This window comes from Janthinobacterium sp., assembly GCF_009923995.1.
Classification (GTDB): domain Bacteria; phylum Pseudomonadota; class Gammaproteobacteria; order Burkholderiales; family Burkholderiaceae_D; genus Janthinobacterium.
Genome location: NZ_RFSK01000009.1, coordinates 143,298 through 150,360 on the forward strand (window position 1 = coordinate 143,298; position 7,063 = coordinate 150,360).

General features: G+C 55.5%; 4 protein-coding genes. 3 read left to right on the forward strand and 1 reads right to left on the reverse strand.

From position 1 onward, the window contains the following. Positions 1 to 62 precede the first annotated feature (62 nt). The 3 genes from EBS11_RS07315 to EBS11_RS07325 all read left to right on the forward strand — a co-directional run bounded on the left by EBS11_RS07315 (position 63) and on the right by EBS11_RS07325 (position 4,633). Positions 63 to 548, forward strand: a complete 486-nt coding sequence (locus EBS11_RS07315; protein WP_290601673.1) for an adenylyltransferase/cytidyltransferase family protein — start codon at positions 63 to 65, stop codon at positions 546 to 548. 349 nt (positions 549 to 897) lie between these two features. Beyond that, a complete protein-coding gene (locus EBS11_RS07320) occupies positions 898 to 2,838 on the forward strand; it encodes a nucleoside-diphosphate sugar epimerase/dehydratase (RefSeq protein WP_290601675.1) in 1,941 nt (646 codons plus the stop codon). A gap of 586 nt (positions 2,839 to 3,424) precedes the next feature. Next, positions 3,425 to 4,633 carry a lipopolysaccharide biosynthesis protein gene (locus EBS11_RS07325; RefSeq protein WP_290601677.1) on the forward strand — a complete coding sequence of 403 codons (1,209 nt, stop codon included), beginning with the start codon at positions 3,425 to 3,427 and terminating at the stop codon, positions 4,631 to 4,633. Positions 4,634 to 5,147: 514 nt separating this feature from the next. Here the strand turns inward: EBS11_RS07325 and EBS11_RS07330 are convergent. Then, complete coding sequence (locus EBS11_RS07330; RefSeq protein WP_290601679.1) at positions 5,148 to 6,698, reverse strand: DEAD/DEAH box helicase; 1,551 nt, start codon at positions 6,696 to 6,698, stop codon at positions 5,148 to 5,150. Between the last annotated feature and the right edge of the window lie 365 nt (positions 6,699 to 7,063).

The following is a 7,063-nucleotide window of genomic DNA, read 5'->3' on the forward strand; positions in this document are numbered from 1 at the left end:
AATGCCGATGCCGTTGTTCTTGTACCAGCGGCATATATTTTTTACTACAACATACTGAGCTCATGCCTGAATTCGAAAACAAAATTGCCACCTTTGCGGACCTGAAGCAGCGCGTCGCAGCGCTGCCGAAGCCTGTCGTCATGACCAATGGTGTCTTTGACATTCTGCACCGTGGGCACGTGACCTACCTGGCCCAGGCACGCGCACTGGGCGCCTCGCTGATCGTGGCCGCCAATACAAACGCCTCGGTCAAGCGCCTGGGCAAGGGCGACGACCGCCCGGTTAACAACTGCGAAGATCGCCTGGCCCTGCTTGCCGCACTGGAGTCGGTCAGCCTTGTGGTCGATTTCGACGAGGATACCGCACTGGAAGTAGTATGCGAAGCGCATCCCGACATCTATGTCAAGGGTGGAGATTATCAAATGGACACCATTCCTGAAGGCCAGGCCGTACTGGCCTATGGCGGGCAAGCTGTAGCGATCGACTTCAAGCATGACCGCTCGACGTCCAAACTGCTGGCCAAGGTTCGCGGCAGTACAGCGAGCTGAAGAAACGGTACACGTTGATCAACTGCACAGGCTGCCTATTTAAAAGCATTTGCCGCCACAAAAAGGGGGCCGCGACAGAGGCGTTTCCATTAAAATAATGTGTGCCCACTCATCCCGAACCGGGCCACGCAAGTTACAACAGATAATGCTGTGAGAACAGTACTCAGGCATTTTCAGGACGTGGTAAGCGCGCGGCGGCATCATTCATCATGCCGGCAGACAAGTGTCGAGCTGTCTTATACCATTCATCTATTGTCGATAATGCTCCTGACAAAAGTTGCATGCAACGCATGCTGATTGCATTAATACAGGTCTATCGATTCGAATCACAATAATTAGTAACCACACAATGAAATCCATACTTGATTTATCACGGTTCCACAAACAGATGATCGCCGCGACGGCAGATTTATTTCTCCTGCCGATCACCTTTTGTATCGCTATTTTATTGCGTTACGATTCAGTCACATTAAGCCTGTTCGCCAATTATCTATATCTGATTATTGCGGTGCCACTCATTTCTCTACCCATATTCGTGCGCCTCGGCCTATATCGCGCAGTCATCCGCTTTATTGACCAGAAAATCATTTACTCGGTTGTCATCGGCGTGACCATTTCCGTCGCCTTGCTGGTCGCCTTGGCTGCATTCACGACGCACATGAACGGCATGTCGCGCGGAGTGTTTGGCATTTACTGGATCAGTGCGATCGCCTACATGGTTGCAAGCCGCTTCCTGGTCCGCGGCTTCCTGCTGCATCCTGGCCGCCAGCAAGGCATGGTCCGTGTCGCCATCTATGGTGCTGGCAAGGCCGGTACCCAGTTGGCAAGCGCCTTGCGTGCCGGCCATGAATACCTGCCTGTCGCTTTTATCGATGACAGCAAGGAATTGCGCGGCATCACCATTTCTGGCATGAAAGTTTACTCGTCAGCGGATTTGCCCAATGTCATCACACGCACGCGCATCAGTGAAATCCTGCTGGCTATGCCATCAATTTCGAAAAGCCAGCAAAAGCGCCTGCTCGACAAACTCGAACCGCTGAAAGTGCATATCAAGGTAACGCCACCCGTAGAGAGCCTGGTCAGTGGCGAACTACGTCTGCAGGATATTCGCAACATTGAAATTGAAGACTTGCTGGGACGCGATCAGGTTGCGCCGGAACCAGCCCTGATCTCCGCCTGCATTACCGGAAAATGCGTGCTGGTCAGCGGTGCCGGCGGCTCCATCGGTTCCGAATTGTGCCGCCAGATTATTGCCTTGAAGCCGACCCGGCTGATTCTGCTGGAAATGTCGGAATTTGCCCTGTACTCGATCAAGCAGGAGTTGCGAAATATCAAGTCAACGCATGCCTTGCAAGTCGAACTGGTACCGTTCCTCGGTAGCGTTCTCGACAGTGAAAAGTGCACGCGCATCATGACGACCTATGCGGTCGATACCGTCTATCACGCTGCCGCCTACAAACACGTGCCGCTGGTCGAGCACAACCCCATCGAAGGCATCCGCAACAATGTCTTCGGCACCCTGAGCATCGCCCAGGCGGCCATCGACAGCGGCGTGCAATGCTTCGTGCTGATCTCGACGGATAAAGCCGTACGCCCGACCAACGTGATGGGCACGACCAAGCGTCTGGCCGAGTTGATCTTGCAAGCCTTTGCGCGTAATCAGAAAGCCACTCGTTTCTGCATGGTGCGCTTTGGCAATGTACTCGGCTCATCCGGATCCGTGGTCCCACTGTTCCGCAAGCAAATCGAGGCCGGCGGCCCGATCACCCTGACCCATCCGGAAATCACCCGTTATTTCATGACCATTCCGGAAGCCGCACAACTGGTGCTCCAGGCCGGTGCCATGGGAGAAGGCGGCGATGTCTTCGTGCTCGACATGGGCGACCCGGTAAAGATCAGCGACCTGGCGGAACGGATGATCCATCTCAGCGGCCTGGAAGTCCGCAGCAAAACCTCGCCCGATGGTATCGCGATCGAGCACGTGGGACTGCGCCCAGGCGAGAAACTGTATGAGGAATTGTTGATCGGCGACAATGTAGAAGGGACCAGTCACCCGCTCATCATGCGTGCCCAGGAATCCGAGATTGCCTGGCAAACCTTGCGGAGCATGCTCAATGAGATGGATCTTGCCTGTAAGAAATTTGACTACGAAGCTGTCCGCGCCTCGCTGCTTTCCATCATCAAGGAATATAGTCCGCAATGCGGCATTGAAGACTTCATCTGGACCGAACAAGCCCGGCTGAACCAGTCCAAAGGCAGCGAACACAAGCCGGTTGACGCTTACCTGTAACACGCAGTCGGCTCCAACAAGGCTGGAACAGGACCTCGCGCTCCAACGGCACCTGCGCAGCCATGTATTTCATGGCTGCCTGCAAGCGCCCCTTTGCCCTTGGCAGCGCAGTCCGGAACAGGGGCTACTCCCCATCCTCATAGGCACCGCCGCTCCCGGCCTGGCCTGCACGTCAGACGCTGGGCGCTGCTTCTCGACTGCCTTGGCGAAGTGGGTGCGTGCTGAAAAGTTGATTTGAAACAGTATTGTCCTCTCCAAGCCTACTCTATTCCGCACGTCCACGTGACCATGCCACGAAGGGGGCAGCACAATAATGGCGCCAGATTACAGCAAGGTGGCCTCGCCGCCGACCGTGACACATTACAAATCGTCACAATTGGCAGGCGTGCCCAAGGAATGCTTCAGATATAATTAGCATACTTGTCAGAATTTTTACGTGAATAATGCTTTTTTCGACCTAATCCACATATTCAAAAAAAGAAAACTACAAGGCAAAAACAGAAAATTCATTCAAAATTAATTAATAAAAATATTCTATTGATCGCCGATGCGTGATTTTATGTCGAGTATATTAAAAAGAGAAAATATGCGCAAAGAAGAAACAACCATGGGGTATGACATTGACGACAACACTATCCCCGTCTCTGACCTCATGAAGGTGATCTGGAAGAATCGTTATGCCTTTCTGACTATTACTTCGCTCACCTTGATCACAGGCATCGGCGCCAGAGCAATCTTTTCAGAATATAAAAGTGAAGGTTTCTTACAATTCGGCGGTACCGTTCCCATCGTGCAGAAAGTCGATGAGAAGGACAAGGAACCAGATCCGGGTATTACACTGACGAACTACAAACGTTATGCCGCCGCATTCAAATCGAATGAACGCTTTACCGATTTTTTAAGCCAGCACAAGCTGGAACAGAATCCCGGCGTGGAAAATCTGCGCCGTTCCTTCTCGTCGCGGGAAGGGATATCCAAATGGATTGACCCCGTTTATCCGTTTACCAAGCTCGATGCCAAGGAATTGCTCGAAGAGCCAAAGGGCAGCAGCAACAATGTCATCGGCCTGCGCATCAGCTACGAGGATCAGGATCCGAAGAATGCCCAGGCGATGGTCGGATTGCTGGGACGTTATACCGTGGACACGATTATCTACATGATCTATTCCGATGACCTGCGTTTCAAGCATACGGAAATGACCGCGAAGATTACCAAGCTCGATAACGAAATCATCGAGAACAAGGAGCTTCTTGCTAAGTATCGGCGTACCGGCGATGACCTCAAGAAAATTGTCTCCCGATATCCTGACGTCGCGGGACAAAGTGCGCGCCAAGTCATTTCCGTTACCGATGACAGCGCCCGCTACCTGCCTCCCGTAACTCAACTCATGACGACCGAGGTACAGGCATCGACAGCGACGGAAAAGATTTATCGGGCGCGCCGCGAACAGCAGCAAAGCATTTTATTGCGTGAATATTACGACAAGGCGAAATCGCTGCTCGACGGCACCAAGTCGGGAGAGGACATCTTGCGTGGCCTGGATCAGGTCAAGGCAGAAATATTCAAAAACAAGGATCTGGAAGATGAAACCATCAAGGAAGTGTACAACAAAATCACTATCGATAATCAAATGGCATTGACCCAATACCTGGAGAAAAGCCGCTTCATCGCAGGTCCGAGTTTGCCGGAGAACCTGACTTTGCGCCTCTCGGTAACGATACTGTTCAGTTTATTCATCGGTATCGTGCTTGCCACCGGCCTGATCTTCGGCCGCCACAGCATCAGAAAAAACTAATCTCCACCACTACGCGCAGGTCCACAATGCCGCTCAGGTCAGACTGCGCGGCTTTTTTTTGCGCTTCGCACAGGATGATGGAAAAGGGAACCCCTGATTCGCAATTGGCATAGATGAGGATGAGCGACTTGCGATTCTGCTGGAAATTGCATTTTTTCTATCCGCCCTGTTACCATGCAATATCACCCCTGTCATAGGTGGAAGACCGCACACGACTGCTGCCTCGCCGGTCAAGACCAGGCTTCCCCGTCTGCCATCCTCGCCCCTGCCGCGCATGACTTGCCCCGATATGCAACGCCTAACCTGCGGATGCCTGTGCAATGTTGCGGAGTCGGCAAGCTAAATCGACGCGCCAACTCAAGGGCGGCATAAGTTCTTCACATGCAAGCCCTGCATATTCATGTTCCAGCCATGCACTTCGCGGCAAAACACCACCCACAAAAAATAATGCCCGGCATTCTTTCGAACGCCAGGCATTACCATATATCGTCATGTCCCTTGAGAAAATGTGGGGTCAGTGCTTTGGACTACCGCCCAACAGCACCGCAATTTTTTGCTTGGGTTTTGTCGCGACCGGTGCCAGCGTAGCCGCTGCGGGTGCCGCCTTGGCCGGCTCGTATGGCTTCAGGAACCAAGGATCGACCTTGTCGCGACGGGCGCCGGGACCGAAGGCGGGACGGGCGCCGCGCTCGGGGGAGCGGCTGTCGCGGCTCTCGCCGGCATGGCGGCTGTCGGCAGCGCGCGCCGGACGCGCTTCGCCACCTTCGCTGCGGCGCGGCGGACGGCGTTCGCTGTCGCTGCTGCGCGCTGGAGCGGGCGAGAAGCCGGCCAGTTCGCCGCGCTTGATGCTCTGCTTGATGAGTTTTTCGATATCGGCCAGCAGGCGCTCGTCCTTGTCCGAATAGATCGAGATGGCGTCGCCCGAGGCGCCGGCGCGGCCCGTGCGGCCGATGCGGTGCACGTAGTCTTCCGCGTTGTATGGCAGGTCGAAGTTGATGACGCAAGGCAAGTCCGAAATATCCAGACCCCGTGCGGCCACGTCCGTAGCGACCAGCACGTCGATCTCGCCCTTCTTGAACGCTTCCAGCGCCGCCATGCGTTCCTGCTGGCTCTTGTCGCCATGAATCGCCGTGGCGCTCATGCCTTCCTGCTCCAGCACGCGGGCCAGGCGCGAGGCGCCGATCTTGGTATTCGAAAACACGATGACCTGCTTCAGGTCGCGCTGGCGCAGCAAATGGGCTACCAGGGCGTGTTTCTGGTCTTCCGGCACCTTGTAGACCACTTGCGTGACCTTGTCGGCCGTCTGGTTGCTGCGCGCCACTTCGATCGTCAGCGGATCGTTAAGGAAAGTGCCGGCCAGCTTCTTGATTTCTGGCGAGAACGTGGCCGAGAACATCAGGTTCTGGCGTTGTTTCGGCAGCAAGTTGATGATGCGTTGCAAGTCAGGCAAGAAACCCATGTCCAGCATGCGGTCGGCTTCATCCATGACCAGCATCTGCACCTGACTCAGGCTGATGTTCTTTTGCTCGATATGGTCGAGCAAGCGGCCCGGCGTGGCGATGACGATTTCCACGCCGCCGCGCAGGATCACCGTTTGCGGCTTCATGTCCATGCCGCCGAAGACGACAGTCGAGCGCAGCGGCGTGTGCTTGGCATAGGCCTTGACGTTTTCAGCCACCTGCACGGCCAGTTCGCGCGTCGGCGTGAGGATCAGCGCGCGCACCGGGTGGCGCGCGGGCGACATGCTGCTGCTGGCATGCGCCAGCAGCAGCTGGATGATCGGCAGCGAGAAGCCGGCCGTCTTGCCCGTGCCCGTCTGGGCCGCGCCCATCACGTCGCGGCCCTGCAGCACCACAGGAATGGCTTGCTCCTGGATCGGCGTCGGGTGGGTGTAGCCCTGCTCGGTCAAGGCGCGCAGGATCTCGGGAGCCAGGCCAAAATCGGCAAAACGCACGGCGGGAGCATCGATGGGGGCGGGAGGTGCAACAGGCGCCGCTGCGGCGGCAGGCGCCGCGTCAGTGGCGATCGCCGGGCTAGGCGTAGGAGTCGATTCAGTTTCAGACATAAATTTTCTGGTGTGCCTCCGCACTGCGGAAGCCATGCTTTCTCAATAAACAACATTTCGGGGCGCAGACAGCTTCGTTTTGCAAGCCATAGATCATTGCTCTTGCGGCACCTCCGTGCTCCGGGACATGCTGTGCGGCGAGTGCGGAAGCGGTGAGGAGGTGTGCTGCGATGGCGGCGGAGATCGCGCCGGCGGAACATCGCGCGCAGAAGATACAATATCAGTGCTGTAAACGATACCCTAATTCACCGCAACTGTACACGGAAACCGTGATTTTTTAGCAAAAAGCGTTCCAGCTACAGCCTTCGGGAATGCCGTATCATGCTGGCTCTGACGCCCCTCGTTGCCGCCTTTCCCCACCATGC